Source organism: Colwellia psychrerythraea, assembly GCF_000764225.1.
Classification (GTDB): domain Bacteria; phylum Pseudomonadota; class Gammaproteobacteria; order Enterobacterales; family Alteromonadaceae; genus Colwellia; species Colwellia psychrerythraea_D.
Genome location: NZ_JQED01000012.1, coordinates 22,615 through 49,069, shown reverse-complemented (window position 1 = coordinate 49,069; position 26,455 = coordinate 22,615). Strand labels below are relative to the sequence as shown.

23 protein-coding genes are annotated in these 26,455 nt (G+C 38.6%); 13 read left to right on the top strand and 10 right to left on the bottom strand.

The genetic code is table 11. From position 1 onward, the window contains the following. Positions 1-44 precede the first annotated feature (44 nt). From ND2E_RS14540 to ND2E_RS14550, 3 genes are all read right to left on the bottom strand, one after another. On the bottom strand, positions 45-740 hold the full coding sequence (locus ND2E_RS14540; protein WP_052056346.1) for a sterol desaturase family protein: 696 nt from the start codon (positions 738-740) through the stop codon (positions 45-47). Positions 741-749: 9 nt separating this feature from the next. Continuing rightward, positions 750-1,340: a hypothetical protein gene (locus tag ND2E_RS14545; RefSeq protein ID WP_033093157.1), complete on the bottom strand. Its 591-nt coding sequence runs from the start codon at positions 1,338-1,340 to the stop codon at positions 750-752. A gap of 68 nt (positions 1,341-1,408) precedes the next feature. Then, entirely contained in the window at positions 1,409-1,996 is a 588-nt protein-coding gene (locus ND2E_RS14550) for a TetR/AcrR family transcriptional regulator (RefSeq protein ID WP_033093156.1), read from the bottom strand. Positions 1,997-2,197: 201 nt separating this feature from the next. Here ND2E_RS14550 and ND2E_RS14555 point away from each other — a divergent pair, with 201 nt between their 5' ends. Genes ND2E_RS14555 through ND2E_RS14565 form a run of 3 tightly spaced genes read left to right on the top strand, consistent with a single transcriptional unit; the run spans position 2,198 to position 3,873 of the window. After that, complete coding sequence (locus ND2E_RS14555) at positions 2,198-2,422, top strand: hypothetical protein (protein WP_033093155.1); 225 nt, start codon at positions 2,198-2,200, stop codon at positions 2,420-2,422. Positions 2,423-2,439: 17 nt separating this feature from the next. Then, positions 2,440-2,619: a hypothetical protein gene (locus tag ND2E_RS14560; protein ID WP_033093154.1), complete on the top strand. Its 180-nt coding sequence runs from the start codon at positions 2,440-2,442 to the stop codon at positions 2,617-2,619. 45 nt (positions 2,620-2,664) lie between these two features. After that, on the top strand, positions 2,665-3,873 hold the full coding sequence (locus ND2E_RS14565) for a B12-binding domain-containing radical SAM protein (RefSeq protein ID WP_033093153.1): 1,209 nt from the start codon (positions 2,665-2,667) through the stop codon (positions 3,871-3,873). Positions 3,874-3,964: 91 nt separating this feature from the next. Here the strand turns inward: ND2E_RS14565 and ND2E_RS14570 are convergent, their stop codons facing one another. Then, entirely contained in the window at positions 3,965-4,864 is a 900-nt protein-coding gene (locus ND2E_RS14570) for a LysR family transcriptional regulator (protein WP_190277813.1), read from the bottom strand. A 194-nt stretch (positions 4,865-5,058) separates the two neighbouring features. On the opposite strand from ND2E_RS14570, the gene ND2E_RS14575 reads away from it, so the two are divergent. From ND2E_RS14575 to ND2E_RS23575, 5 genes are all read left to right on the top strand, one after another. Next, positions 5,059-5,604: a carboxymuconolactone decarboxylase family protein gene (locus ND2E_RS14575; protein WP_033093152.1), complete on the top strand. Its 546-nt coding sequence runs from the start codon at positions 5,059-5,061 to the stop codon at positions 5,602-5,604. Between the two features lie 114 nt (positions 5,605-5,718). After that, positions 5,719-7,395 (top strand): 2Fe-2S iron-sulfur cluster-binding protein, encoded by a 1,677-nt coding sequence (locus tag ND2E_RS14580; RefSeq protein ID WP_033093151.1) that lies wholly within the window; start codon positions 5,719-5,721, stop codon positions 7,393-7,395. Between the two features lie 588 nt (positions 7,396-7,983). Continuing rightward, the gene (locus tag ND2E_RS14585) at positions 7,984-8,166 is read left to right on the top strand and encodes a hypothetical protein (RefSeq protein ID WP_033093150.1); all 183 of its coding nucleotides are present in this window, start codon (positions 7,984-7,986) and stop codon (positions 8,164-8,166) included. A 140-nt stretch (positions 8,167-8,306) separates the two neighbouring features. Further along, positions 8,307-8,438, top strand: a complete 132-nt coding sequence (locus ND2E_RS23480) for a hypothetical protein (protein WP_263281875.1) — start codon at positions 8,307-8,309, stop codon at positions 8,436-8,438. 93 nt (positions 8,439-8,531) lie between these two features. Further along, complete coding sequence (locus ND2E_RS23575; protein ID WP_223303564.1) at positions 8,532-8,636, top strand: hypothetical protein; 105 nt, start codon at positions 8,532-8,534, stop codon at positions 8,634-8,636. Positions 8,637-9,230: 594 nt separating this feature from the next. Here the strand turns inward: ND2E_RS23575 and ND2E_RS22365 are convergent. Then, on the bottom strand, positions 9,231-11,549 hold the full coding sequence (locus tag ND2E_RS22365) for a winged helix-turn-helix domain-containing protein (protein WP_052056344.1): 2,319 nt from the start codon (positions 11,547-11,549) through the stop codon (positions 9,231-9,233). Positions 11,550-12,065: 516 nt separating this feature from the next. Here ND2E_RS22365 and ND2E_RS14590 point away from each other — a divergent pair. Next, the gene (locus tag ND2E_RS14590) at positions 12,066-12,932 is read left to right on the top strand and encodes an alpha/beta hydrolase (protein ID WP_033093149.1); all 867 of its coding nucleotides are present in this window, start codon (positions 12,066-12,068) and stop codon (positions 12,930-12,932) included. A 763-nt stretch (positions 12,933-13,695) separates the two neighbouring features. Here the strand turns inward: ND2E_RS14590 and ND2E_RS14595 are convergent. Continuing rightward, positions 13,696-14,364: an FMN-binding negative transcriptional regulator gene (locus ND2E_RS14595; RefSeq protein WP_033093148.1), complete on the bottom strand. Its 669-nt coding sequence runs from the start codon at positions 14,362-14,364 to the stop codon at positions 13,696-13,698. After that, positions 14,351-14,974, bottom strand: a complete 624-nt coding sequence (locus tag ND2E_RS14600; protein ID WP_033093147.1) for a GNAT family N-acetyltransferase — start codon at positions 14,972-14,974, stop codon at positions 14,351-14,353. Before ND2E_RS14600 ends, ND2E_RS14595 begins: the two co-directional genes overlap by 14 nt. 117 nt (positions 14,975-15,091) lie before the next feature. Here ND2E_RS14600 and pdxR point away from each other — a divergent pair, with 117 nt between their 5' ends. Then, complete coding sequence (pdxR, locus tag ND2E_RS14605) at positions 15,092-16,636, top strand: MocR-like pyridoxine biosynthesis transcription factor PdxR (protein WP_150113726.1); 1,545 nt, start codon at positions 15,092-15,094, stop codon at positions 16,634-16,636. Between the two features lie 224 nt (positions 16,637-16,860). Further along, on the top strand, positions 16,861-18,948 hold the full coding sequence (locus tag ND2E_RS14610; protein ID WP_033093145.1) for a metallophosphoesterase family protein: 2,088 nt from the start codon (positions 16,861-16,863) through the stop codon (positions 18,946-18,948). Here ND2E_RS14610 and ND2E_RS14615 read toward each other — a convergent pair. From ND2E_RS14615 to ND2E_RS14625, 3 genes are all read right to left on the bottom strand, one after another. Then, a complete protein-coding gene (locus ND2E_RS14615) occupies positions 18,945-19,499 on the bottom strand; it encodes a cytochrome b (RefSeq protein WP_033093144.1) in 555 nt (184 codons plus the stop codon). The two genes, ND2E_RS14610 and ND2E_RS14615, sit on opposite strands and share 4 nt — an antisense overlap. A gap of 17 nt (positions 19,500-19,516) precedes the next feature. Beyond that, positions 19,517-21,022, bottom strand: a complete 1,506-nt coding sequence (locus ND2E_RS14620; protein ID WP_223303563.1) for a methyl-accepting chemotaxis protein — start codon at positions 21,020-21,022, stop codon at positions 19,517-19,519. A gap of 158 nt (positions 21,023-21,180) precedes the next feature. Then, complete coding sequence (locus tag ND2E_RS14625) at positions 21,181-22,011, bottom strand: hypothetical protein (RefSeq protein WP_033093142.1); 831 nt, start codon at positions 22,009-22,011, stop codon at positions 21,181-21,183. Between the two features lie 146 nt (positions 22,012-22,157). Here ND2E_RS14625 and ND2E_RS14630 point away from each other — a divergent pair, with 146 nt between their 5' ends. Next, positions 22,158-23,330 carry an efflux RND transporter periplasmic adaptor subunit gene (locus ND2E_RS14630; RefSeq protein ID WP_033093141.1) on the top strand — a complete coding sequence of 391 codons (1,173 nt, stop codon included), beginning with the start codon at positions 22,158-22,160 and terminating at the stop codon, positions 23,328-23,330. Further along, positions 23,330-26,422 (top strand): efflux RND transporter permease subunit, encoded by a 3,093-nt coding sequence (locus ND2E_RS14635; RefSeq protein ID WP_033093140.1) that lies wholly within the window; start codon positions 23,330-23,332, stop codon positions 26,420-26,422. The genes ND2E_RS14630 and ND2E_RS14635 overlap by 1 nt, the downstream gene beginning before the upstream one ends. Positions 26,423-26,455 lie beyond the last annotated feature (33 nt).

Sequence of the window (26,455 nt, the reverse complement as noted above, 5' to 3'; positions counted from 1 at the left end):
ATGCGAAAAAAACTAAATTCCTTGACTGATGCCGATCACTCAAGTTAGATTTTACTGAGGTCTACTGGCAGACAAAAAAGTGATCGGCTTGAATGGTATTGAGCGATCGGCATCATAGTATTACGCACTCTATGATGAGAAGGGGTATTAAAGATGGCTTCGATAGGGCGGGGGAGTTTTTTGACTGCCTCCGTGTGTAAAAGGGTTTGAAATAATTGCACAATGATTTCCGCCAAAAATATGATAAAGGGATGAAAGCCTAAAATAGCTAAAGGTAAGTGGAAAAATAACGGAAAAAACCAATCCATAGGACCATGACGATATGCCACTGAAATATTAAAGTGAGGCGAGCTATGATGTACTGTATGAGTTGCCCAACCAAAGCCATTCATGTGTAAAAACCTGTGTTCCCAATAATAAGCAAGGTCAGCTAATACAATGCAACAAATAATTGTCCAGCCACTCAAGGGGAGGTCCGTTACTCTGAAGTTTTCGTAGATATATAAAAACACCCCAGCGTAAGCTGCGCCAACTATAGCTAAAATGATTATAAATAAACCTAAGGTGGCAAAGTTTGCAATGCTGTCGCCAAGAAAATTTCTGGTAAATTCTTTCTTTACTGCGTACCTAAGACACTCGACAATAAAAAAGCCAATAGCAAGCACAAAAAACCAATCATTCATCCATACTTCAAAGCCCCAAATCTGGTTTGGTGAAAATATTTCAGTTAGAAAATCCATACTATGCTCCTATTGATACGACACAAATACTTGTGTGCTTGTTGTTTCACCTGATTGATTTAACGTATGTACTTCAAGTACGTACGTTTTTACTTTTTGGGAGTCTATCTTCTTCCAAGCCTCAGATAGCTGTGTCTCATCATATTTATTTGAAGGTAATAATACCGACTTCTGGCTAATATCAATGGAGTAGTGTTTATCAAACTGCCTCATTTCGGTTATATCGTATCCTATGGTTACCTCCGCTTGCTGATAGCTTTGAGATATTTTTTGATATAACACATACACTTTGTTGGGGGGATGTTTAAGTTGTTTGTGCAGCTCAGTATTGTTATTAAATTTTTGCCATAACATCTGAATATCAGCTAGCTCAACATGTTGACGAATACCTGTAATATGAATGGATTCAGGTTTTACTGCTTTTGTTGAGATAAAAACAGTTTGTTCTTTTACTCCATTTATTTCTTTTACCTCGCTTCGCGGTCCTTGACTGATTTTTTGTGGCTGAATGGCATGTGCTATTTGGCCTTGAAAAAGAGCTATTCCCCAAAAAATAGCAACAATAAAAAAAGAAGTTAATATTGAATTAAATAAACTCATAAGATACACCTAAGCAAAAATTATGCTGAGTAATGTACGTATTAAATTGTTTGTTGTCAATGTGAAAATCAATCTTTAGTAAGTAATTGCAAGCTCAATAATATTGATGTTTGTTTTAATTTATACATTTCATCATACATGCCTAAGGGCAACAGTGATTCACTCATTAAATAATTAGCATAAATTCCGTAAGCAATGAGTTCGATTTTTTCTTGTTTCACCGCGGGGTACTGTGTTGAAAATTCATTAACTAGATGCTGAATAAATTCTTGCATGATTTGTTTTTGATGAAGCTTAATTGTTTCTAACCTTTTGGCTTCAGAAAAAATAGCTTCGCCAATAATAGTATTATCCATCATATCTTTGCTTCTATTGGAGAATATAGACTCTATAAGTGCCTCAGCTCTATTTGACGTGGGAAGGTAACTTAAAAGGTCTTGCCATTGTTGAGTATATTTACTTGTCCATCTTGCACTTAAAGCGCAGATTATATCGTCACGATTACCAATATAATGACGTAAAATTGTGCGTTTCATCTTAGCTGTTTCGGCAATGTTTTCTAGTGAGGTTGCTTGAATACCTTTGTCTAAAATGCATTGTTCTAGTGCATCTAATATTTCTTCTTTGCGTTGTCCCGCCATACTTGGTCTTGCCATAAATTTTGCCCAACAATAAGTTAAATTACTTCGAATAGTATAATAAATAACTTTAATTGTCACGTTGACAATTAAAGGTGAGTTAGGTTAGTCTATAAATTGTCAGCATGAAAATATACTGCTAGTTATATCGCGGTAAAGTAAGTCGATGCACAGTCAGTATGTTTGCTGAACTCAATTTCTTAAGTAAACGAGGGAATCATGTTAGCGCTCATTTCTATCAATGTTTTTTTTGCGAGTATATTACTCGTCTTTGTATTGATGCCAATCACATCAAATTGGCTATGGTTTGTACTGATTTTTGTTTGGTGCTGGAGCGAAGGAATAATCGCTAAGCATGCATCAGTGAAGTGGTGGCACATGTTATGCGTTTTTATTGTGCTAGGCACAATTGAAGTTGTTGTTATCTCGGTTTTTAAACATTAATTTAGGTGTTAAATAGTATGACTATTTTTTGGCGTGTTGTAGGTGTAGCACTATTTTTGTGGGCTGCATGGGACATTTATTTTGGCTACACACTCTTGTATGACGTTGTCTATCGAGAGCAAGAGCCAATGTTGTATTGGGTAGCTGTTTCTGGATGGATTATTTTGGGCGTAAGTTGTTTTTTCTCTAGTGAGTAATGTGTTTTTCATCCATAAAGTGTCAAGTTAATTGGAGTCATGATTATGAAAATATATTTTATCAAAGCCTCAGCAGGCAGTGATTATTCAAAGTACAAAGCTGAAACAGGCGGGCCACCTCAAAATATTTTTGCAGCAGCTGCAGTCACACCAGAGCAATTTCAAGTAGAAATGACTGATGAGACTATTGGCATGCAAACCAATTTTTCTTCAGATGCGGATCTCGTTGTTGTATTTGCATCAACCCCTGATGCATACCGAGCGTATGAAATTTCAAAGATATTCACCCGTAACGGTAAAACGGTAATCTTGGGCGGGCTGCATGTTATGTTCAACCAAGATGAGGCATCAGAGCATGGTCACGCGTTGATCATAGGTGAAGTTGAAAACTATTGGCAAACGCTGTTGGAAGACTTTCAACAAGGAAGATTGAAAGCTATCTATCAAAACTCATCGCCTTTTGACTTGAGCAGGCTTAACCCGTATCCGACTCATCTAATTGCACCCAAAACATACAATTATACATGGTCAGTTGTGGTGACGCGTGGCTGTCCCTTTAAATGTGACTTTTGTTTAGTGCATCAATTTTTTAATAAATTTCAAATGCGACCGATTGATAATATCGTTGCAGAGTTAAAGCATTTAAAGTCATTAGGCATAACGTGGGTTGAGTTACATTCAGATAACCTCACACATAATCGAGACTATGCGCTGGAACTATTTAAAGCAATTGCGCCATTAGGCTTAAAGTTTTATGGCGAAACAACGGTCTTAATTGCCAGAGATGAAGAGTTGCTGCAAGCAGCAAAAGATGCTGGAGTGAAGGCATTATTGTTGGGCATAGAAACACCATCAACTGAAGCGTTAAAGGCGCAGAAAAAGGGCTTTGTTAAACCTGATAAAATGAAAAGCTATATGGAAATCATTAGAAAATATGAGATAGAGATTTGGGGCGATTTTTTATTCGGCTTTGATGAGCATACGCCAACTATCTTTCAAGAAACAATCGATTTTATAAAAGAAATAAAAGTGGATAAGGTTATACCGCATTTTATGATTCCATTTCCAGGCTCGGACACGTTCAAAAAACTTGATAAAGAAAACAGAATACTAACAAAAGACTGGACACAGTATGATGGCAGCCACGTTGTGTATCTGCCCAAAAATATGTCAACGGCTGAATTAGAAGAAGGTGTTTACTGGGTCTGGAGTAAAACGGCAAGTTTTATGGAAAAACTAAGGTATAGCTTTTGAGCGTTTGTGCTGACAAAAAGACTGAAGTGAGCACCTTGAGTGCTCATTCTAAGCGCTTAGTATTCATATTCGCTAAAGGTTATACCTAGATCTAGTTTAAAGCGGAACTAGCTTGCAGATCCTCAGCGAGTAAGTCGATAAAACTTCTCACCTTTGCGGAAGAAAATTTATCCTCTCTGTGCACTATGTTAATGGGGATGGCAGGGTGCTCAAAACTTTCCAATAGTATTTTAAGTTTATTATTTTTTAGCTCTTTGGCAACTTGATATGAAATAATTCGTGTTATCCCTAAGCCACTTTTTGCCGCATTAATTGCACCCTGATTTGTCGTGACGGTTAATCTAGGGTTGATCTTTACCGTGAGGTTTTGCTTATTTACCAGAAACTGCCAATCTGGATTTAAGCTACCGGTATTCGCGGCAATGAGTGTATGTTTCTCCAGCTCCTGACAGCTTTTGGGTATACCATTTTTAGCTAAATATTCGGGAGAGGCAACGAGTATCAGCCTAACGTTACCAACTTTTTTTGCACGCATACTTGAATCAACTAGTTCACCAATACGAATGCCAACGTCATGACCTTCTTCGAGTAAATTAACCACTCTATCTAAAAAAACCGCATTCACTTGTGTCTGTGGATAACGCACTAAATAGTCGGTTATCGTTGGCAAGACAAATTGCTGGCCAAAAAGTACTGGAGCGGTGACGCTAATTTTTCCTTGCGGACTAGCGTTGATGCCTAAAGCAGCTTCGTTGGCAACTTTTACATCGTGCAAAATTCTTTTTGCATCATCCAAATAACGAGCACCTGCCTCAGTCATTCTGACATACCGCGTGGTTCTATTGAGCAACTTTACTTTCAAGGTCTCTTCTAAGTGCGCCACTGCTCGGGTTACTGTCGGTGCCGACATATTGAGGCGCCTACTGGCAGCTGAGAACCCTTGCTCTTCAGCTACGGCAATATAGACCTTCATCAAGTGGAATGTATCCATTGTCTATTACTCCGTAGATTATTTCATTATTTGAAATAATTAATTGTAAATCATGCTTATTCTTAATTAAACCGTTTTGTTTCACAATAGCTTCATCGCTTGGTTAGCAGTATTAATTCATCAGATAAGATGACAATAACTGAACGAGATATGTCAGATCGTATTTTAAATTTTAATGAGAATAAGGAAGAACAATGAGCCGTATTAATTTAGTTACCCCAGAGCAAGCAACTTCAGAACAAGCAGAGCTTTACGCCGCGATAACAAGCCAGCTTGGCATGGTGCCAAATTTTTTGAAAGTCTTTGCAAACTCACCAACAGCCTTAAAAGCATTTTTAGGTTTACACAGTATTGCTAACGAGGGAGAGTTAACTGCTAAAACGAAAGAGCGAATTGCTCTGGGGTTGGCTGAACAAAATGCCTGTGAATATTGTGTTTCGGCGCATACTGCAATAGGTAAAGGCGTTGGCTTAACGGAAGATGAAATGGCTGAAAACAGAGCTGGTGGCAGTCAAGATGCACAAGCGGCTATCGCGGTAAAGTTCGCGCGTTCTTTAGCTGAGCATAACGGTGAAGTAACCACTGCTGAGTTACTTGAAATTCGCAATGCAGGTTATTCAGATGCTGAAATTGTAGAAATTATTACGCATGTAGGCATGAATATCATGACCAATATTCTGGGTAAGGCAAGTCGTGTCGCTATCGATTTCCCTAAAATTTCCTTGCAAAAAGCATCTTAATTAAAGCAATTCAAATGGATAGCCAATCAAATGAACAGGAAGTTCATTTGAACGATTTCACTTTACAAGCATTTATTCAGATCGTCAGTTTACTGATCATGTAGGAGTCAGACCATGGCACATAAATACGCACAACTCGCCTTTACTGAGTCAGTAAGAGCGATGCAGCAAGAGCAAAACAGTCGAGCAGGTTATGCCAGTATGGATCAAGGCGAGGATTACAACTTTCTTCTATCTGCCGTTGAAGCAGAATTTATTGCCGAGCGAGATAGTTTATATATGGCCAGCGTTAGTGAAACGGATTGGCCCTATGTGCAACATCGTGGCGGGCCTAAAGGCTTTTTGAAAGTGCTTGATGCTTCAACATTAGGTTTTGCAGATTATCAAGGTAATCGTCAGTATGTCAGTGTAGGAAACTTTCGCAATAATGATCGAGTTGCTTTGATCTTTGTCGATTATCCTAATAAACGTCGCTTAAAATTAATGGGACGGATCAGTCAAGTGGCTGAAGAGGATTGGCAAACACTTGCTAGTCTTGAAGATGATGATTATCGCGCTAAAGTAGAGCGAGGTTTTATCATTAAAGTGGAAGCATTCGATTGGAACTGTCCACAGCATATCACGCCGAGGTATAGTGAAAGTGAAATAGAGTCATTAATTACGCCGCTCACTACTGAGCTTGCTGAGCTGAAAGCACAGTTGAATACGCAGCAGAGTGCCTCTTTAACAAATGAAGATTTATCGAAAAATAGTTCAGTAGCCAAAATAAACTTACCTGATTACCCGCAAAACTCTGGGGAGGGAGAGTTACCGTTAGTAATTAGTGGAATTAGGCAATTGACCCCTCGTATTAGAGCTATTGAACTTAGACATGCCAAGGGGCAGGCATTACCTGCTTTTGAGGCAGGAGCACACTTGGCGATACCTGTAATATTGGGTGACGGGAAACTTACACATAAACATTATTCACTTTGTTCGAACCCCAATAGAACCGATTGTTATGAAATTGCTGTGTTAAACGATCATAATGATTTGAAAGTAGCCAATGAATTAAGTAATAGCGATATTGTGCAAAGTGGTTCTTCGACTATCCATCAGCATTTCACCCTTGGGCTTAGGTTAAACTGCGCACAGCCGAAAAATTACTTTCCCCTTGAGCAGTCAACAGCTCCTGTTGTGTTGATCGCTGGCGGAATTGGCATTACCCCTATTAAAGCAATGGCCTTAACACTAACAAGTCAGCAGCGTGATTTTTCATTGCATTATTGTGGTCGCTCAATCGATGAAATGGCCTTCAGTGATCGACTAACTAGGCAATTAGGCGATAAATTACATCTATACGCCAGCGATGAAGGCAACAAACTAAATGTTGAACAGCTATTAGTTAGCGCTCCTATAAAGGCACACTTTTATTTTTGTGGCCCACAAAAAATGATTGAGCAATTGCTTGAACTGGCTCAACAGCATGACATTGATAGTAGCCGTCTGCATTTCGAGCGTTTTGAACATAACATTGATACAGAGGCAAAGCCCTTTACGGTAAAGCTTAAGCGCTCGGCAAAACAGTTTACGGTATCGGCGCAAGAATCTATTTTAGACGCTGTTTTAGCTCAGGGTATTAATGTGCCTTACAGTTGTAAAACGGGTGAATGCAAAACGTGTGTTGTTTCGGTAACTAAAGGCAATGTCATCCACAACGATGAATGCTTAACTAATACAGACAAAGCAAATAAGCTAATGTGCCTGTGCGTTTCCCGAGCTGCTCAAGACACCTTAGAGCTGGATCTTTAACAAAGAAACTCCCCGACATTACGCTATCATTGCTCTAGAGAGTTTTTTATGCGCAATATTACAATCGATTTTGAATATAAACTTACAATAGTGATTGATTTTTAGACATCTCTAAACGACAAACTAGCTTAAAGATAATGTCCTTACTATGTTAATAAACGGATTAAGCATCAAGTAAGCTTATGTTTACTTGGTACGCTGAACGGAAGTTTCAGAGTCGCTGTAGTTAAGGTCTACTTCAAGATCATATCTGTCGTTGAATTTCTATCATTTGATGTTTATTTTGAGCTTAAAGCTTCGATTTTCAATTAAAAAATTCACACTCATGCATGATTGAAATTTGAACTAGTATTTTTCTATGGAGTTAGGTCTCAAATCCCCGCACCAAAATTTCATGCCATGGTGTGAAAGTGAGCAGATTATGGGATACTTTTAAAGTAAGTTTTTGGAGAAACTCTTGTGCTTTAATAAACTCTATTTTTTTCAAATTAAATATCAGCTCTTTCGTTCATAAAAACAAAGGTGGCTAATAAGCCTAAATTTAGTAATATGTGGCGATAAATAGCAGTAAAAACTTAAGGAAACATTATGAAAATATTTATAGCTATCGCGGTAGCTTGCTTGGCAGTATTTCTGTTCCATCATGCGTATGGCCTAGAAGGCGTTAGCTTAGAGCGCTGGGGTTATATTGTCGGTGGCGTTATCTCAGTTGTTGTCGTTTTAGCACTTTTCATCCCTAAACAGGAAGAAGGGCAGGAGCGAAAATTCTAAGAAATTTAATTAAACAAGGTTACCTGAATCTTTATTCGAGCCGCGAAAAGAATAAATTGAAAAAGTAAAAAGAGTGCATCAAAAAGACCTCGTTGAAGGTGAAATAAGCCTCCCTTTAGGGTTAGCTCGAGAGTATCCTTATGCCATTATTGACTTTAAATAGCAGTATGTTTTTCCTTCAACGGTTAGATGCCTACATCCAACTGACGGCTACTAGTGTAGCCATCACCTTACTGAACAGCTTTGACCAAATCGCTGCGAAAGGTGCTTAACCAAACAAGTATTAGGAAACATGCAACCGCACACACCTTTCGTCTTAGCTTTACTACACAACTATATTGTCAAACGGTGCCGACATTAGAACAGTGCAAGAGCTATTAGGACATAATTATTTGAGAACCACCCCAATATATACCCATGTAATTAGACAGCAATCCACTGGTACAACGAGTCCTATGGATAGAAAATAATTATAAATAACTTGGACGATTAGCGCTAATTTCTATGACGCTATATGCCCCAAACTACCATGGAGCTATTAAAGGTTTAGACCACAAAAATTATGTGAATTGAATGTCTGCTTTTGATAATTCAAATCTTGATTTTTCAGACTTCACGTTGAGAGGTTGGAACGACTTTCTTAGCTTCTTTAGTGTTGTTTTAAAGGGAAAGTTGTCGCTTTAATTTAAAGTAAAATGACTGTAAAGGCAGCTAAGCGGGCTATTTATTGTGATAAAAACGAATTAATATTAGGCAGGCTTTATGGCAAAAGTGATTATGTCTCGATAGTCCGCTAAGCGGAAGTTAGCTTCAAAATATTTGCAATATATTTTCTAATTATACTGTGTCATATTACTGAGAAGCCTCCATAAAAAACGTTATATGCACTTAATAAGTTGATTATCGCCGTCAGAAAAAATCAGCAAAAAATTCATAAGGACGTCAAGTATTTTAAAGCCGGCTTGCTTAAACTGAACGCTTGTTCAATCACATTTTAGCATTATAATAAACAGACGCTGCTCGCCAATCATCGTTATTGGAAGTTAATACTGTGAAAGATGGTTTTACTCCATCGAACTAGAAATTGTGCTTAACTTTCTGATAACTTGCGCTCGCAATTCATTTAGTTTTTCTCGGTGTTGTTTCAGTAATAATTTGAATTCAGGTTCTTCAAGCAAAGGCCGTAAAAGATGATTGCTCTGCAATGACCACCATTCTCTATCGTAAGTTTCAAGCCAGCCCATTTCTAATGCTGTCGCCAAATGGAGTAATGATTGTGGCACGTTACCTAACTGCGCATTGATTTCGGCTAAGGTAAATTCAGCTTGAATTTTATCAAACACTGTTTTCTGCTTGAGAAACGTTTGTAAGCTATGCAACAAATTATCAGCAATCTCTTTTTCGCCTAATTTAGATAACGTCACCGCATACAACACCAGAGTCACATAGCTATCTGCGTTGATATCATCTAGTTCAACAGATGTGGGGCTGTGCCATTCAGGCTTAAGTTGCAACAAGCTGGTTTTTGCCTGTTTAAATTTTTCTGTACGAAATTGTGCAACGGCTAAGTCGAATAAAACTCTTCGGTTATTGGGCCGCCTTAATGCCGAGCGTTCTTTAATCGATAATATACTTTGCTCTTCTCCTTTTGAACCGAACTTAATCAAATTCAAAGAATTTACAAAGTGGCCGTGTCTAGCTCTCATGTTAGCCAAAATATTATTAGCGACATCCGTTGCACCAATACTTAAATAAGCTAGCACCAATTGTTCGCAATACTCAACACTAGAGCAATTTGTAAAAATGTCTGCATTTGCCGAGTGCCATTCAGCCATAGCAGTGATAGATTGTCGCGTATTTCTAAAAACATGAGTTGAGTCAACTACATGCGATAAATGATTTGGTTCTAGAATTAAAGCTCGTTGATACATTCTTTGCGCTGAATCTGGTTTTCCTATGGAGTGCAGATATTTACTGAGTGATCGCTTTAAAGGCGCTGACAACGGGTTAAGTTTAATTGCGTTATTCATGTGCTGAATAACTTGTGATTCATTACCTAGTTTCTCCAGCAATAGGCTATACCAACGGTGAGTAGTGGCATTATCATCTAAGGCAAGTGAACTTAAGAAAGCCTGATGTGCTTGTTGAATCAAGGCTGAGTCTGCATCAGCAAAACCTGTTTCATAGCCCGCTTTGAGGGTCAAGAGCATACCTTGAGTCGCGAGTGTTATTGGTGAATTCGGCTTTAAAGCCAAGGCTTTCTCTAAATGGGGTAATGATTTATCGAATGACTTTTTTTCACTCCAATTTGCATAGTGATGAAGATTCCCATAAGTAATCGCTAAACCGATATGAGCATCGGCATATTCAGGTTCAAGCGCTAAACTATGTTCAAAATAAGTTACTGCCTTGGAAAGGGATATTGGGTTCCTTTGTCGCCAGTGATATTGTCCCATCAAATACCATTCGTACGCCTGCGGATTAATTTTTTTAGTCTGTGTTGGGCTACCAATGCTATTTTTTGCTACATAATCCAGTTGGATTGTTTCTTGTATAGCATCACTTATATTGTCTTGTAGGGTGAATATATCCTCATTTTCACTGTCGAAGGTTTTAGACCAAAGTTGTTGACCATCTTTTGTACTGAATATTCTGACATTGATGCGAACTTGTTCCCCCATGGTTTGCACACTTCCATCCAATAAAGCATCTACCTTCAATGATTGACCTATTTCTGTTGCGTTGTATTTTCCGCGAAAAGTAAAAGAAGAATAGCGAGAGCTCACTTTTAATTGTTTAATTTGGGAAAGCTGATTAATAATGGCATCGGACAATCCATCGGTAAAATGCTGATTATCCTGCGTTGAACTAAGATCGTCAAAAGGCAATACTGCAATGGAGTTGATATTAATTCGATTAACAAGTGAGTCTTCATTCGTGTTGATGAAATACATCGTCAGAGATGTGGCTATTAGCAATAAGGTTATGATGCCTATAGTGATATTTGGCTTATATATACTAGAGAAGTCAATTTTTTTACTCCGTTCCTGTTCAGGTTTATCTAGTTTTTTTACTTTGGCAATTAATGTATAGCCCACACCCGGCAGGGTTTTAATAAACGTTGGGCTGCGTGCATTATCGCCCAATGCTTTTCGTATTTTGCTTACCGCGACAGATAAGATGTCATCTGCCACAAAACTATCTTTCCAGACATGTTCAAAAATCTGGCCTTTAGTGACTTGTTCTCCACTATGGAGAATTAAAAACAACAGCACTTGCATGCTTTTATTTTCGATAGAGTGCGTGTCAGCTTTATTTGTTATGGTATTGGATTGGGGACAAATTACCCACGAACCCAGTTGATATCGCTGACTATGTTCCAAGAATGTATCCAAAGAGTAGAGGTGATTTTATTGTTAGGAGAGTATACCTTTATCTATAAATCTATTCTTTGTTTTTAACCTGGCTGACCTGTCATTAATCGTATTTTATTAGCATTAACTAAAACAGCTTTGCCCTAAATGGGCTTTCATTTAAGTCAAAACCATGAGACCCAGCTATGCTATCTGAACCTTATACTTCCTAAATTGCCCACAAGACATGCAAAACCAATTAAGCGCGCCAACATATTGATAATACTAACTAATCACAATGTTAACCTATCGCTTAGGTTACTCAATAACCGCGACTTAAGAAGACTTAAGAAGACTTAAGTTGCTTAAACCTCCTCTCCGCTGTAGTTTTTTCACAGCATTAGCAATGCACGTAGTTTTATTAATACCGATAGGATAAAAAGTGGTTAATTAACACTTTTGGTAAATAGGTTTTTATCAAGCCTGTGTTGATTAATAGCAAGGACCTGTCAAACAATTTTATAATTTACAAGTGAGTGATTTAATATGAGAAAGATTTTAGTTTTTTTGTTTTTGTTACCTTTTTTCAATGTTGGAGCAAGTGAGTACAAATTATACTCTGTGCCTGGAACACAAGTTGTTCCGATTAAAGATACGATATCGGATAAACAATACGAGCTACTCATCAAACTACCGGCTAGTTACGAGAAAAATAAGGACAAAAACTACCCAGTGATTTACTTTACAGATGCTGTCGAGCATATCGCATTATTATCCTCTGCCTCATATATGGTTTGGAGAGATGAAGTTATTTTAGTAGGCATCTCCTGGCAGAAAGACATTTCAGATGATTTAAGGAAGCAATATGGGGTTCATGTCAGTCGTTTTATGGATTACACATATAAGAAAGTCATTAGTACAAAACATCCCAAAATAAAATTTGGCTTAGCTGATAAGCACCTAGCTTTTATTCGCAAAGATGTTTTTAACTATGTAGAAAGTAATTACCGAACCGAACCAAACAATCGAACCTATTTCGGTTTTTCCGCAGGTGGAGTATTTGGTGTTTACGCACTAATGACACAACCCGACTCATTTAAAAATTACATTCTCGGTAGTGCATTGGACGAGGCAGTTCCTACACTCTTTGCTCAAGAACATGCCGCGTTAAAAAATCCACAGTCTGCGATTAATGTCTTAACTTCTTATGGTGAATTAGAGAAAGAGACAGGGCCATTTGTCGAAGATTTTGTTATGCAATTAAGCAATAAAAAATATAAGGGAATAGCTTCAATAGAGAACGTTGTTGCTGAGGGCTATGGGCATAGTGATTCGTCTCCTCTGGTGGCAGCACACGGTTTGAGATGGTTAAAAAACTTGCAGTCAAAGTCAAAGTCAAAGTCAAAAGAATAAATATAAGTAAATAGGGTCAGATACACATTAGCTAATAACACTTTAGTTTCTGTTAATTAGCAAGCACAAACACGGCCTCACCTGCATAAAGAAAGTCAAATTCTAGATACAATAAACCAGCACATTGCTGGTTTATTGTTTTCAAGCTATAAAAACTTGAAATGGTACCGAAGGACGGACTTGAACCGTCACGCTCGAAAGCAACGGATTTTTGAATTTAACCTTGCCTGCAGCTAACGAAGAAAACGAATTATCAAATTTATATTGGGTGAGCACAGAAGTTATTGAGAATCTAAGGCCAAAATTATGATGCATTAATAATTGAATTTGAGTGGATGCGTTGAAGCATGTGCGCCAATTCAAACAAACGAATCTATTTTGGCACCATTGGCGAGTGATTTGATTTAGTATATGGGATTATGTCACGAGTCACATAGGTCAAAGTAGAACAAAAATATACACTCAGGTTGCTGAAGCTTTGGCTGAAAAACGCCAAACCTCAGCAACTAGTGATTTAGGCGTTATCGATACAAAATATAATCCAAATCAGCGTTAAGTACCAACTACCTAATGTCTCGAATGTGGCACTAGTTAATATCCAACATTTATCCATCGATGTCAGCTTCACTCTTTAAATTAGTGATTATAATTTGAATCTTGTTAACCACGATTGTATTGCCAAATAGATCAAAATTTAAAGAGAAAACGACTTAATGAAAATACACTTCGTTATTGTTAAAAGGTTAATCACTCGGTCTTTCTGTTAAAGCGCAAGCATGAGTTGTCCCAAGTCTTGCGCTCCTCTTGTAGTTAATTGTTCTGCTAGTTCCTTTTGTACTGCTTTGGGTTTATTTTGACTGAGCTTAAATCTGCCTTCAAGGTGAGTAATGGTAATGTCAAAAACGGTAATAGCATTAAGCATTTTTTGTATGGCAATCGCCGGCGCTTCTTCTATTGACCAAGGTTTTGTCCTGTTATTACTCCCTAGGCGATGTTCAAAGTAAGCGGTACTGGCTGCCATATATCGATATTTTTCATCACTATTTTTTATCTCACGAGCTATACCCGATACATGTACCTTGGCATAATTCCACGTGGGTACGCTTTGCGCTTGGTTATGTTGTTTAGCAACATCACGCGGTGATATGTAAGCATCTTCACCATGAAAAATTAATTGCAAGGCTACTGTTGATGAATGCTTTAGCACTTCAGCCAAGGGGTGATGATTGCTCACATGAGCTGTCAGCGTGTTTCTCTCAAGCTCATGTATGGTAGAGCTAGAAGTCTTGAGTGAAAAATGACAAGGGATATGACTAACGTCAATCTCTGACTTATGATTAAACAATAGTGTTGCTAAGGGATTATTCTCAATAATGTCATGATAATGGCTAATGTTTTCCTTACTTGCTTGATAATGCTTAGCTGGATACATGATTAAATTCCTCTAGGCTTCTTCCTGTACTCAACAAGTACTGTTTTACTTGCGCCCACTCATCATCAATGACGCTAAACATTGCAGTATTTCGATAATCCCCATTGGTTGCACGACGATGCTTTCTCAAAATACCTTCAAAGTGACCACCTATACGGGCTATTGCATGTCGAGATTGCTGGTTATTTTCATGAGTACAAATTTCAACCCGTGCCATGCCTAAGTGTTCAAAGGCATGTTTTAACATTAAGTATTTTGCATGTGAGTTAACGTAACTGCGTTGGAAATCAGGCGTGATAAACGTATGGCCAATCTCAATGCTTTTGTCTTTATTATTGCAACGAAACAAGCGTGTCGAACCTATGATTTTATTGCTTTTCTTATCAATGGTGACAAAAGCTATTTGTAAACCTTGGCTCATTTCATCAATCGCTTCAGTCATCCATGCCGTAGCAACGTCTAAACTTTGACAACGATTAATGGGCATATGCTGCCAAACCTGTGGGTAATTTCCGGCTGAGCAAAAGCCATTTAAGTGATGTAAATTCATGGGCTCTAATTTTATTAAGCTGGTTTCTAGCGTGGTTGGTGTGAGTGTCGGTTGTAACATAAGTTGCTCCATAAAAGGTTAGGTAATAGTTGTTATTATGCTTGTCATTATGATTGACTTTGGTATAACTACTACAACCAGATATTGACAACTTGGTAGACCAGATTGAAAGCGTTAATGTTGAAAGTAGATTTTAAATACTCAGACCCAAGTAAATTACCGAGGAAACAAGCAAAGTATTTGGCAATTGCTGATGCCTTGAGAAAAGCAATTAAAGAAGGGCAATTAGCACCGACAGAAGCGTTACCTTCTGCGCGAAAACTTGCTCTACAGTTATCAGTAAATCGTCATACTATTATGGCCGCATTGGCTGAGTTAGTGGCACAAGGTTGGGTTGAAGCAAGAGAGCGCTCAGGTTATAAAGTCGTCGCAAACCTACCGATTCAAAGCAGTCGTACTATAATAAAAATGGCGCAAGTTTCGCAACATTTTGACTGGAAGTTTCGAGTAGAACAAAACGTTGCCGTTATGCCAAAAGTTAAAGCCAGCCATTATCGTTATAACTTTTCTGGTGGTCAGCCTGATATCAGGAAGTTTCCCTTTGATGAGTTTAAAAGCCACTTTTCACAAACATGTCAGCGACCTAAAATTGATGATTTAAGTTACGGTGATAGTCGGGGAGAAGCTGAGCTTATTGAAGAGATAGCTAAGTATTTACGACGCGTCCGCTCTATTACAGATAAAGAATTGATGATCTGCAATGGCTCGCAAGAAGCCTTGTATATAATTTCACAGTTACTTCTTCAACCCGGTGATAAAGTTGCCGTTGAACAATTAGGTTACCCGCCTGCTTGGGCCGCCTTTGAGCGTACAGGCGCGACTTTAGCCGCTGTGAAACAAGATGAACGAGGCATAGACCCTGAACATTTAGCGCAAGTTTTTGCGCAAGGTAAAGTAAAGTTACTTTACCTTACACCATTACACCAATATCCAACGACAGTGTCTTTAGATATCTCTAGGCGTATGCAAATTTATCAATTAGCGGTGCAATATGGTGTTGCGATTGTAGAGGATGATTATGATCATGAATTTCATTATGATAGCCAACCCATTGCACCTATGGCTGCTGATGATCCCTCAGGTTTAGTTATTTACATCTCTACTTTTTCAAAACTGATGTTTGGCGGTGCTCGCATTGGTTATGTTGTCGCAAATAATGCCCTAATTGAACGAGTAGCTGCTTATAAAATGGTGATGAATCATAAGTGTAATGTTTTGGTTCAGCAATCGGTGGCTAAATGGATGCAACAGGGGGGCTTTGAAGCACATTTACGTCGTATGACACGCATATATCAAAAGCGTCGTGATTTTATGGTTGAACAACTAAGAGCCTATCAAGAAAAAGGTCTACCTTTATGCTTTGAAATACCTGCTGGTGGTATGGCGATATGGCTTGATACTGGTAAGTCGATTATTGGACTTAAAGAGAAGTTACTGCCACAGCACGTTTACCTACAAACTGAAGAGGAATTTAGTAGGCTTCAAGAGTGGCCGGATCACTTTGCTGGTAACTTAGCGAGCAATTTAATGAATGACTTATCTGGTGATTCATCTAGCAAAGACTACCGTTTTATTCGGTTGGGCTTTGCGGCAATGGATGAAACAGAAGTTAGCCAAGGCTTAGCTATTGTGATGAAGAATTTATACGATGTAGACTGTTAATAAGTTAATTTATAAGTGAGTTAAGAAGTGAGTTAAGTAAATATGAAGGATTTGTAATAGCATTGTGATATGCCAAAATAAGTAAGCAACTAAACTTTCAGAACTAAGCTGTTTGAGGAAGTCGCATAAGGTAACAATTTCATCTTGCTATTGAGCGAAATTTACGAGATAAACACCCTCAATATTTTATTTAATTGATAACTTTAAAAATAATAGAGACATAAGTGTTAGCAGAAATTTTAGTAGGGCCAATATTACGACGTTTAACATCGCAACAAGTAGTGTTGTGGTGGCTTAGTCCGTTTGAGTGTCGAGGAGAACTTTGCTGTTACTTAAAAAGCGATATCTCAACTGATGATAGCGCAAATGAAAATACGACAAGCACAGGTACCTTAATCTTTACCGAAGGGCTTGATGAAAGTAATTTATCAACTTTTCGAGTTGGAGAAAAAGCGGTTGTTCATTTATTGGATGTAAGTATTAACTTACCGGTAGAGACTTATATTGAGTATGATTTAAGGTTGGCGGACTCAGCCAATAGCCTTGACACAGGTAATAAAAACACTCAATGCAATAATGATATAACCGCGACTTTCGGTCCCGAAGATAATAGTAAATGTTTAGCTGATATTATTCCGCATTTAGCCTATAACAATAACATTCGCCCTTCATTTATAATCCAAGAAAACCTTAATAACTTACTGCATGGCTCTTGTCGGAATCCACATCATGAAAGCTCTGATAGTTTAATAGCAGGCGATAAATTAGTAGGACAAACCTTATTAGATAATGAGAAAAGGCCGGCGTTGTTGATGATGTCTGGCGATCAAATTTATGCTGATCATGTTGCTGGTGTAACGCTATATGCTATACATCAAGTCATTGCATTATTAGGGTTAAATGATGAAAGTTTTAGTGATGAAAATTTAGCAAAGCAAGGTATTACTTGCGGTAGTGAGCTTTATCAATTTAGCGAGCAATACTTTCAGCGTGAGTTACTATTGCCTAAAAGTGCTTCAACAGCTGCTTGGTTTCGACCGATCAAACAACAACCCATTTTTACCTCTACTTATGCACACAATCATGTGATGACGTTTGCTGAGAATATGGCAATGTATTTTTTAGTGTGGTCACCTACCTTATGGCAGCATGTGACATTGGAAGGCTTTAAAGTACCTAATAAATACCAAGCGATTCATCAGCAAGAATTAGCTGCGATTAAAAACTTTGTATGCGGCTTAGGTAAAGTTCAGCGCTTGCTTGCACATACGCCAACGTACATGATTTTTGATGACCATGATGTGACTGATGATTGGAATTTAACGGCTGTATGGGAGCAGGCTGCTTATCAAGATCCATTGGCAAAACGTATTATCGGCAATAGTTTGTTTGCTTATTGGTTATGCCAAGGTTGGGGTAATGATCCTAAACAATTTGAGGGGGACTTTTATCAGGTTGCCAATGCGTACCAAGTGGAAAATGCAAATCGAAAAGGGTTAAATTCAGCGCAACAAGACCTAAATTCACAGAATTTATGCGCTCAAGACACATTCATTGATTATTTATTGAAGTTCTCCCACTGGCAATACACCCTTGATAGTAAACCAAAATTAGTCGTGCTTGATAGCCGAACACGACGCTGGCGCTCGGAACAGGCCTTAGACGATCCTTCAGGGTTAATGGATTGGGAAGCTTTGTGTGAATTACAACAAGAATTAATAGGTCATAACGCTATATTATTGGTGTCACCAGCGCCTATTTTTGGTGTTAAAGTGATCGAAACTATTCAACGAATTGCCACGTTAGCAGGACAGCCATTAGCGGTAGATGCTGAAAATTGGATGGCGCACCCTGGCGCTGCCAGTACCTTATTAAATATTTTCAAGCACCCTAAAACACCTGAGCACTTTGTTATTCTATCAGGCGATGTGCATTACTCGTTTGTTTATGATGTTGAATTGAGGTTTCGTCACCACTCACCTCATATTTGGCAAATCACTTCCAGTGGCATTAAGAACCAATTCCCTCAACCGCTCATTGGTTTATTTGATCGGATGAATCGTTGGTTTTATGGACCTTATTCGCCCCTTAATTTATTTACCAAACGTCGCTCTATGCGTATTAAAGGACGTAAATTAATGGTTGATGAGCAAGCACAGAAATTGAAGTTAGGTCATCAACGTTTGCAACCTAAAAGTGGCTTGGGTTATTTAGAGCTGCATGATGATGGATCGCCGCAGTTAATAGCAGACTTGCATTGTGATGGCAGTAAGACTGTTTTTGTAGAAACGAGTGAAGAGTTAGTTCCCTAGTGTTTTCTCTTAACTGGTAACATACGTGTTAGCGTGTCATCTTTTTGAATATAGTGATGCACTAACGCGGCTACCGCATGAAACGCGATGAGATAATAACCCCACGAGCCAATCTCTTTGTGCCAGCCTTCTAATACTTTGCCAAAACCTTTGTCATAGGCGATAAGGGCAGGTAGCTCTAGTCCGAAAAAGGGGATAACTTTGCCTTTTGCACTCAGCACAAACCAACCAAAGATTGGCATGACAATCATGAAAATATAAAGTAACAAGTGTGCCATATGGGCGCCTCTAGCCTGAAGCGCTGAAAGTGGTGGGATTATCTGAGGAATCACTTGTACGCTGCGAAGATAAAGTCGCGCACAGACTAAAATAAAGACCAACAAACCGAGCATGAAATACCACATTTTGAACAGGTCTCGCAGGTCCGTGCCTTTTTCAAAAAATACTCTGCTTTCGATACTGGCAAAAACAAAAATCATTAAAACCATCATTAACCAATGCATTTTAATTGACAAAGAGCCATAGTGATTTTGCGTGTTTTTCCAAGTCATGAAAAGTTCTTATTTAGTTACTTTTTGGGGACAAAGGTGCTCGCTAAGTCGGCAATATCATCGACACTTTTTGCTAACTGTTCCATTTGCTCAGCGACATTGTCAGTTTGCTGCCAAGTCGAGTCGGTATTTTGTGCAATATCCGTTAAATGGCTATTTATTTCGTGAGATACGCAAGACTGTTCTTCAGCGGCGGTAGCAATTTGAGTCGCCGCTTGGTTAATATTTTGCATTTTTTCGACCACAGAGTTAATTTGCTGATGGGATGCTTGAGCACTATCAACACAGAACTGCGCTTCATCTTTATTTTTATTCATCAAGGCCACCCATTCCTCTATGGTATTTAACATAATGGTTAAGCGTTGGTGAATTTTTACTGCAGAATCTTGAGTTCGAGAAGACAAGCTACGCACTTCATCGGCAACGACGGCAAATCCTCGGCCGTGCTCACCCGCACGTGCGGCTTCAATGGCTGCATTTAATGCCAACAAGTTTGTTTGGTCAGCAATGGATTGAATTTCTTCCATCAATGCTCCGACATTATTTGCTGATTGCGTTAAGCTATCAGCTGAGCTTGATGCACTTTCTACCGATTGCGCCAAATGGCTTATTTTGTCACTCGTTTCATAAATGCTTTGTTGAGACTGCTCACAGTGCTCAAAAGTTACTTCTAATTCGCTTGCAACATTAACCGTGTTTTGGGCAATATCTTGGGTAGAACCCTGCATTTGGCTCATTGCGGTACTGAGCTGTTCTAAATCATTTTTTTGCTGTGCTAATGTTGTTCTAGTATCCGTTAAACCTTGGCTTACTTTTGCCATTACAGCTTTTATCGGCTTAGCAGCATCAAGCGTACGTTCAATGATAGCTCTAATTTTGGTTTTTAATAGTAAAAAATTAAAATCAAAAACACTGGCCGTGCCTTTGCCAAAATATACTTTACGAGATACAGAATCAAAGACGCTTTGCATACGCTGGGCACGCATTGCGGTTGGAATGATATCAGACCAAAAAACCAGAACGGGCGTTATGGCGCTTAATCCGGCAACAATTGATGCAAACAAGCCAAGTTGAGTGAAAATAATACCTTGCGCTAAAATAGACAGTAAAATGAGAAAAATAAATTTATGGTTTTTGGTAAACTCAAACGTTACCCAACTATTTTTGTTATTAAGTGCTTGATAGATGCGTTCAGCATTACTCGCAAGTGAACTGTCTGCAATTGAACTAATGCATTGAAAACCTGTTATTTTACTTTGGCTATATTGGGGAGTAATAAAAACATCAAGCCAGATGTTATTGTCTGTTTTACTTTTTAGTTGTAATAGCCCATGCCATGAAAAGCCTTTTGCTAAGGTTTCAGATAATTCATCAAGCACTACCTTAGGCATATTTTCATGGGTTAAACTACGGGTATCAGTATTGAGTAATTCGCTCTCTTGGTAGCCAGTGATTTGGCAGTATGCTTGATTTACATAGGTATAATTACCCTTCAAGTCGGTAACAGAAATTAATTGTTTCATAGCAGATGACATAGTTTTCACAACTTACAGTGGTTTGATAAGAACAGTGATAAAACGGTATTGTTTTGATCTGTATCGGCAGCATTAGGTGAACTTTAATGAATTTTTAGTAAATAAGAAAAATTCATTAAAGAGGTAGTAAAAATGTTCGTGTGTACTTACTTTTCAATGCTGATCAAGTGTTGAAGTATTTGTTTTAGTAGCTCACCACCTAACTGGTTACTCTCCAGACCGTTTTCATCGCCAAAACTGCCTAATTGTATATTTTTAAACTGCTTGCTTTGCAGTTGATTATCCTTAGTAATATATAAAGTAAGTTCATCAATAATCACTGAAGTTATTTTTACTCGAGTAACCGCTTTGCCTAAAAGGCGTTTTTTCTGTTTAGCTTCGTTTGAAGCAATAATTGCTTGGTTGTTCTCAACTGCTTGTACTTTCGGACTTGTTTCTAACGATTCTAGTGCCAATTTTTCACTTCGTTCTGGATACATTTTTGCATAAATCTTAGCACTTATTTGTGGGTATAGAGCGGGATAGTCTGTTGCCAGTTTCATGTTAACTTGCTCAAGTAAAGCGTCTAGATTAGTTTTTGCATGTGGACTATCTTGAGCAACTTCTGACCAAGCTTGCAGATTGCCTAAGCGGAGTTCTTCCACGTGCACTATAGTGGTGGTTTTCTTCTGTATGCTAGGGGAGTCCAGTTGACGAGTGGGGACTTTTGCGAGTTGTGCGTTGATATTATCTGCTTTCAACAGTATGGGCTGAGTAAAGCCGTTAATATTACTTAGCGAAAAACCAGTAAAGTGCGTGGTGCCAGTGGTATCTGAGTAGCTTGCATTGAGTAGCTTTGCCTCTTGCGAACTATAGTAATTACTTTGCAAAATGACTTGGCTTTTTAGGTAATCATTTAATGAGCTATTTGCGAGATACCATAACATGGTGCTAAAAAATAATAATAGGGCAAAGGCTAGTACGGCTAATTTGTTCAAGGAGTTATCTCGTTTGCATTAATTTGCGTTAAGTGGTTAATATTTTAAGCTAAGTTACCTTCTAGGTAAATGCTATTAATTAGGCTATGGGTTATAGTCAATGAGTACAATTTTACTTCGCTATCAATATGCTATTAGAGAATTTTATGTCAAATAAGTCTGTGCCTACAGCGCCCGAAAATACCCGATCTTTTACTAGTCGTTTACCCTTATTCGTTATCGTCGTTATCTTAGTAGTCTTAATTACTTATTTGCAATGGCCTGAAGCTACCCAAGAAAAAAGTACATTTAAGCGTGTTGTGGCGGTAAAAATGGTACCTGTATTACTGGCTGAATTTATTGAAAGTGTTGAAGCTGTTGGTACAGCCCGAGCAAATGAACAAGTCGTTATTACCAGTAAATATTCAGACCTTGTGGATGAAATCTACTTTGATGATGGTCAACGAGTGGAAAAAGGTGCGGTATTAGTCAAGTTGAATAATCAAGAAGAACTGGCAAAAGTGAGTGAATTAACAGCTAACTTGTCAGAATCACAAGCGCATTTAAAAAGGCTTACCGAGTTACTTTCTAGTCGAGCAACGTCAAAATCACTCGTTGATCAGCAAGACGCAAAAACAAAGGCGATTGAAGCGCAGCTGATGAGTGCTCGCACTAAATTAAATGATTTAACTATTCGTGCGCCATTTGCGGGAGTCTTGGGATTTCGTGAGGCAAGCAAAGGTGCTTATATTGATGCGGGTGATGTCATTACTAGCTTAGATGATCTGAGTATTATCAAAGTAGATTTTCACTTACCTGAGCGTTTATTAACAGATATTCATGTTGGTCAACAGGTGAGTGCAGTGAATACTGCTTATCAAGATAAAGAATTCATTGGTAAAATTACCGCGATTGATAGTCGCATTGATTCAAGTACACGAAGTATCAAAGTACGTGCGAGTATTAATAATGAGGCGTTGAAGCTTCACCCCGGCATGTTGCTCAATATTAGTGTGTTATTACAAGTTGAAAATATATTGCAATTACCTGAAAGCAGTATCATTCCAATTGAAGATGATCATTATGTCTTTGTAGAAAGTGACGGGAAAGCAATACGAAAAACAATAAAAATTGGTCGTCGCCATCCTGGTGTGGTGGAAGTTTTATCAGGCTTACAGGAAGGTGAACATGTCGTTGTTGAAGGCGCACTTAAACTGCGTGACGGCTCATCGGTGAGTATTATTGACCAAGTTGCTGAAGCTGAAGTAGTAGAGAAACAAAGCAAATCAGCTAATGAGAATGCCAAGAAAACTACCGCTGAAAACGGGAGCAAAACCTAGTGATCCTTTCTGATTTGTCGGTTAAAAGACCTGTTTTTGCAACGGTATTAAATTTACTTATTATAACGTTTGGTATTGTAGCTTTTCTATTATTACCGTTACGCGAATACCCTGATATTGATCCACCGGTCGTGAATATTGTTACCTCATACCCTGGGGCTTCATCCGCTATTGTTGAAACGAAAATAACCCAATTATTGGAAGATAGAATCAGTGGTATTGAAGGGGTTAAAACGATTAACTCTAATAGTCGTGTTGGGCGGTCAAGTATTACCATTGAGTTTAATTTAGATCGCGATATTGATGCTGCGACAAATGATGTGCGTGATCGTATTTCTCGTGCATTAAACAACTTACCAGAGCAGGCTGATCCACCTGAAGTCTCTAAAGCTAATGACGATGAGAGTGTGATTGTTTGGTTTGTTTTACAAAGTGAAACCATGAGTACGTTAGCGCTTACCGATTACGCTAATCGTTATATCGTTGACCGGTTTGCCGTCGTTGATGGTGTTGCTCGTGTACGCGTTGGTGGCGGGCGAATTTATGCCATGAAAATTCGGCTGAATCGTGCTTCTATGGCGGCGCGAGATATTACCGTACAAGATATTGAAAGAACCTTACGCGATGAAAATGTTGAATTACCAGCAGGCAGAATAGAGTCAATAGACAGAGACTTCTCAATTCGTGTTGAGCGCAGCTATTTAACCGAGCAAGACTTTGCCAATATGGTTATCAATCACTCTGAAAGTAAGTCAGTAGTAAGGCTAGGTGATGTTGCTGACGTTTTTATTGGTGCACAAGATGATGAAAACATGTTCCGCGGTAATGGTAAAAACATGGTGGGACTGGGGGTCATCAAACAATCGAAAGCCAATACCTTGGATGTGGTTAAAACGGCTAGAGAAGAAATGATCGCTATTCGTGATTCCCTTCCAGTGGGCACGACCATCACCAATAGTTATGATAGTTCGGTATTTATTCAAGGCTCTATCGATGAAGTATATAATACCTTAATTATTGCCATGTTAATGGTTGTTTTAGTTATCTTTTTATTCCTTGGGAATGTTCGTGCTACCTTAATTCCCGCTGTTACTGTACCTGTTGCCTTAATTGGTTCGATGATGGCACTTTCTTGGTTTGGTTTTTCAATTAACTTACTTACCTTATTAGCATTGGTACTCGCCATTGGTCTTGTTGTGGACGATGCGATTGTGGTACTTGAAAATATTTATCGTCGCATTGAAAATGGTCAATCGCCTTTAATGGCTGCATACGAAGGGGGCAGGGAAGTCGCCTTTGCCGTTGTCGCCACTACGTTAGTATTGGTTGCTGTATTTGTACCTCTGGTCTTTTTATCTGGCAATATGGGACGTTTATTTACCGAGTTTGCTATTGCGATTGCTGCAGCGGTGGTTTTTTCAAGCCTGACAGCCTTATCACTGACCCCCATGATGTGTTCAAAAATGTTAAAGCATAGAGAGCGAAGTTCTTCATTTGGACAAAAGCTTGATCGTGCTTTTGCACGCTTTGAAGCAGCCTATGGTCGAGCATTAGCAAGTAGTATTCATCAACCATTGTTGATTGTTCTTGTGCTGGGTTTATCACTAGCGGCAGTATTTTTATTATTTAATAAATTACCCTCTGAATACACACCCAAGGAAGACCGTGGGAATTTCTTTTTAATTATGCAAGGCGCAGAGGGCGCTAGTTACGAAAGTAATGTTAAAAATATGCATGAAATTGAAGAGAAGCTGCTAGGTTATCAAGCTGAAGGGGAGCTAGACCGAGTATTAGTACGTGTTCCTGGCTTTGGTGGTAGTGGTGGTATTGCCATTGTAGGTTTACCTGAATGGGATAAACGTAGTATTGATACCTTTAGCTTTATTAATAAAATCAACCGTGACGTGCAAAATGTTACTGATGTGCGTGCTTTTGCTATTATGCGTCGTGGTATTGGTGGTGGCGGTGGCAGTAACGCGCCAGTGTCATTTGTTTTACAGGGTAATACTTTTGAAGAGTTAGCTCAATGGCGTGATATTTTGATCACAGAAGCACAAAAGACCCCTAATCTGTCGAATATTAACAGTGACTATAAAGAAACCTATCCTCAGTTATTAGTTCAAATAGACCGTGAACGTGCCTATGATTTGGGTGTGCCAGTAGGAGACATAGCGCAAACCTTAGAGACCATGTTAGGACAACGTCGTGTTACTTCCTTCGTTGACCGTGGTGAAGAATATGATGTGATTGTTGAAGGCGATGAAAAACAATTCCAAAGCCCAACGGATATCGATAACCTCTATGTTCGTTCAAGAACTACAGATAAATTGATTCCATTGGCTAACCTACTCAATATTGGTGAAAATGCAACTTCCTCTAGGTTAAATCGTTATAATCGCTTACGAAGCATTACGGTGACGGCGAACTTAGCCGACGGTTATGCGTTAGGAGATGCGTTAGATTTTCTCGTTGATGTCACTAAAAATAAATTGCCGGAACATGTGCAAGTTGATTATAAAGGTGAGTCGTTATTACTAAAAGAGTCAGGCAATTCTATCTTGTTTGTGTTTTTACTTGCACTACTAATTACTTACTTGGTGCTAGCTGCACAGTTTGAAAGCTTTATTCATCCTTTTGTTATATTACTTACCGTACCATTGGCATTGGTTGGAGCCCTAACAGGGTTAGAACTTATGGGTATGAGTTTAAACATTTATAGCCAAATTGGCATTGTGATGTTGATTGGTTTAGCGGCAAAAAATGGTATTTTAATTGTTGAGTTTGCTAATCAATTACGTGATAAAGGACTTGCTTTTGAAGCGGCATTAATCAGCGCAGCACAACAAAGACTGAGACCAATTGTGATGACTACATTTACCACTGTAACAAGTGCTATTCCTTTAGTCTTGGCTGTTGGACCAGGGGCAGAGAGCCGTATGGTTATTGGTGTGGTTATTTTCGCTGGGGTATCATTAGCAAGCATATTTACTTTGTTTATAGTGCCAGGTGCCTATTATTGGTTATGTCGCAATACAGGCTCACCGCAAGCTATTGCCAATGAAATAGAGAAGGCTGAACAACTCGGGGTATAATAATGCTCTTTTTAGATAAATGAGTCGTCATTG

Bases quoted from the DNA above. Each gene is read 5' to 3' on its own strand.
- ND2E_RS14585 (WP_033093150.1), top strand. From the start codon at position 7,984: ATGAAAATATTTATAGCTATCGCGGTAGCTTGCTTGGCAGTATTTCTG.
- ND2E_RS14600 (WP_033093147.1), bottom strand. From the start codon at position 14,974: ATGTTACAACCGACACTCACACCAACCACGCTAGAAACCAGCTTAATA.
- ND2E_RS14620 (WP_223303563.1), bottom strand. From the start codon at position 21,022: ATGAAACAATTAATTTCTGTTACCGACTTGAAGGGTAATTATACCTAT.
- pdxR (WP_150113726.1), top strand. From the start codon at position 15,092: ATGTTGAAAGTAGATTTTAAATACTCAGACCCAAGTAAATTACCGAGG.
- ND2E_RS14595 (WP_033093148.1), bottom strand. From the start codon at position 14,364: ATGTATCCAGCTAAGCATTATCAAGCAAGTAAGGAAAACATTAGCCAT.
- ND2E_RS14545 (WP_033093157.1), bottom strand. From the start codon at position 1,340: ATGAGTTTATTTAATTCAATATTAACTTCTTTTTTTATTGTTGCTATT.
- ND2E_RS14580 (WP_033093151.1), top strand. From the start codon at position 5,719: ATGGCACATAAATACGCACAACTCGCCTTTACTGAGTCAGTAAGAGCG.
- ND2E_RS14575 (WP_033093152.1), top strand. From the start codon at position 5,059: ATGAGCCGTATTAATTTAGTTACCCCAGAGCAAGCAACTTCAGAACAA.
- ND2E_RS14560 (WP_033093154.1), top strand. From the start codon at position 2,440: ATGACTATTTTTTGGCGTGTTGTAGGTGTAGCACTATTTTTGTGGGCT.
- ND2E_RS23480 (WP_263281875.1), top strand. From the start codon at position 8,307: ATGCCATTATTGACTTTAAATAGCAGTATGTTTTTCCTTCAACGGTTA.
- ND2E_RS14550 (WP_033093156.1), bottom strand. From the start codon at position 1,996: ATGGCAAGACCAAGTATGGCGGGACAACGCAAAGAAGAAATATTAGAT.
- ND2E_RS14555 (WP_033093155.1), top strand. From the start codon at position 2,198: ATGTTAGCGCTCATTTCTATCAATGTTTTTTTTGCGAGTATATTACTC.
- ND2E_RS14630 (WP_033093141.1), top strand. From the start codon at position 22,158: ATGTCAAATAAGTCTGTGCCTACAGCGCCCGAAAATACCCGATCTTTT.
- ND2E_RS14615 (WP_033093144.1), bottom strand. From the start codon at position 19,499: ATGACTTGGAAAAACACGCAAAATCACTATGGCTCTTTGTCAATTAAA.
- ND2E_RS14565 (WP_033093153.1), top strand. From the start codon at position 2,665: ATGAAAATATATTTTATCAAAGCCTCAGCAGGCAGTGATTATTCAAAG.
- ND2E_RS14540 (WP_052056346.1), bottom strand. From the start codon at position 740: ATGGATTTTCTAACTGAAATATTTTCACCAAACCAGATTTGGGGCTTT.
- ND2E_RS14570 (WP_190277813.1), bottom strand. From the start codon at position 4,864: ATGGATACATTCCACTTGATGAAGGTCTATATTGCCGTAGCTGAAGAG.
- ND2E_RS14590 (WP_033093149.1), top strand. From the start codon at position 12,066: ATGAGAAAGATTTTAGTTTTTTTGTTTTTGTTACCTTTTTTCAATGTT.